Source organism: Actinotalea sp. JY-7885 (assembly GCF_014525465.1).
In the GTDB taxonomy this organism is placed as follows: domain Bacteria; phylum Actinomycetota; class Actinomycetes; order Actinomycetales; family Cellulomonadaceae; genus Actinotalea.
The window spans coordinates 1-1,402 of record NZ_JACEXH010000315.1; the positions used below are offsets into that span (position 1 = coordinate 1).

The 1,402-nt window shown below is 75.7% G+C and carries 2 protein-coding genes; both read left to right on the plus strand.

Annotation, left to right across the window (positions count from 1 at the left end; all coding sequences use genetic code 11):
• The first annotated feature begins 223 nt into the window (after positions 1 to 223).
• Entirely contained in the window at positions 224 to 805 is a 582-nt protein-coding gene (locus tag IDM29_RS16680; RefSeq protein WP_182113618.1) for a YbjN domain-containing protein, read from the plus strand.
• Positions 802 to 1,287, plus strand: a complete 486-nt coding sequence (locus tag IDM29_RS16685) for a YbjN domain-containing protein (protein ID WP_182113617.1) — start codon at positions 802 to 804, stop codon at positions 1,285 to 1,287. Before IDM29_RS16680 ends, IDM29_RS16685 begins: the two co-directional genes overlap by 4 nt.
• Positions 1,288 to 1,402: the final 115 nt, after the last annotated feature.

The following is a 1,402-nucleotide window of genomic DNA, read 5'->3' on the forward strand; positions in this document are numbered from 1 at the left end:
CGGCGACCACCCGGTCCGGACCCCGGGCGACCAGCGCCGCCACGGCCGCCGACGCCGCCGTCCGCTCCGCGCCGAGCACGTCGCCCCGGCCCGCCGCACCCGGCACCAGCAGCGCCGTGTCGGGGACGAGGGCAGCACCGGCGAGCACGGCTCCGACGGTATCGCGGACCGCGCCCGGCCCCGCCCACGGTCGCCGCACCCGGCTCGCCGCTATCCTGTCGCGATGGGGTTCCTCTCCTGGGTCCGTCGCGTCGTCGAGGCAGGACCGTCGCCGCGCGAGCCGTCCCCGGGCCGTCCGCTGGCCGGCCTCTTCGCAGACCCCGACCGCCTGGCACCGGCCCAGCACCCGCAGCGCGCCGCGCCCCGGCCCGACGTCCCGGCCCCGCTGACCACCGAGCGGCTGCGCGTCTGGTTCACGCGCCACGGCTACACGTACTTCGTCGACGACGAGGGCGACGTCGGTGGGCTGTGGCGGGGTCGGCTCTTCTACTTCTTCCTGTTCGGCGACGACCAGGAGATCCTGCAGGTCCGTGGCCAGTGGAACCGGGAGTTCTCCATCGAGCGCCTCACCGAGGTGCTCGAGCTCTGCAACGACTGGAACGCCGAGAAGATCTGGCCCAAGGCCTACGTGCGCGTCCGGGACGACGGCATGGTGCACCTCACGTCCGAGGTGGCGACCGATCTCGAGCACGGCGTCACGGACGCCCAGCTCGGGCAGCTGCTCCACTGCGCCCTGAGCGCGTCGAGCGTGCTGTTCGACACCGTCGACGAGCTCTACCCCGACCCCGCGGCGGCGGCGCCGTGAGGGCGCGCCGGCGCGACGAGGCTCCCGGGCCCGAGTCCGGGCGCGGCCCCTCCCGCCTGACCCAGCGGCCCCGGCCGCTCGACAGCGCGCGCGTCGAGGCCTACCTCGTCGGCGAGGGCTACCACGTCCACCGCGACGAGGACGACGACCTGACGGGGACCTGGGACGGGGACCGGTTCTGGTTCCTGCTCCTCGGTGAGGACCACGAGGTGCTGCAGGTGCGCGGTCGCTGGCACCGCACGCTGCCCGAGCACCGCCGGGCCGCCGCGCTGCTCGCCGTCAACGACTGGAACCGCGAGCGCATCTGGCCCAAGGCGTACGTGCGAGCCGAGGACGGCGAGCTGGCGCTCTACGGCGAGGTGTCCGTCGACCTCGAGCACGGGGTCACCGACGACCAGCTGGCACAGCTCGTGGCGTGCGGCCTGGGCACCGGCGTGCAGCTCTTCGCCGCGCTCGGCCAGCTCGTCCCGCCGCAGGACTGACCCGCGCGGACGGGCCCGCGCCCGTCAGGCGCGGCGCAGCGAGGGCATCGGCAGGACGACGGGCCCGCCCGGCGCGGGCGCCGTGCCGTGGCCGTGCGCGTCGTCCTCGAGGCCG

What these genes read in the sequence shown, in the direction of transcription:
- IDM29_RS16680 (WP_182113618.1), top strand. Translation starts at nt 224, where the DNA reads ATGGGGTTCCTCTCCTGGGTCCGTCGCGTCGTCGAGGCAGGACCGTCG.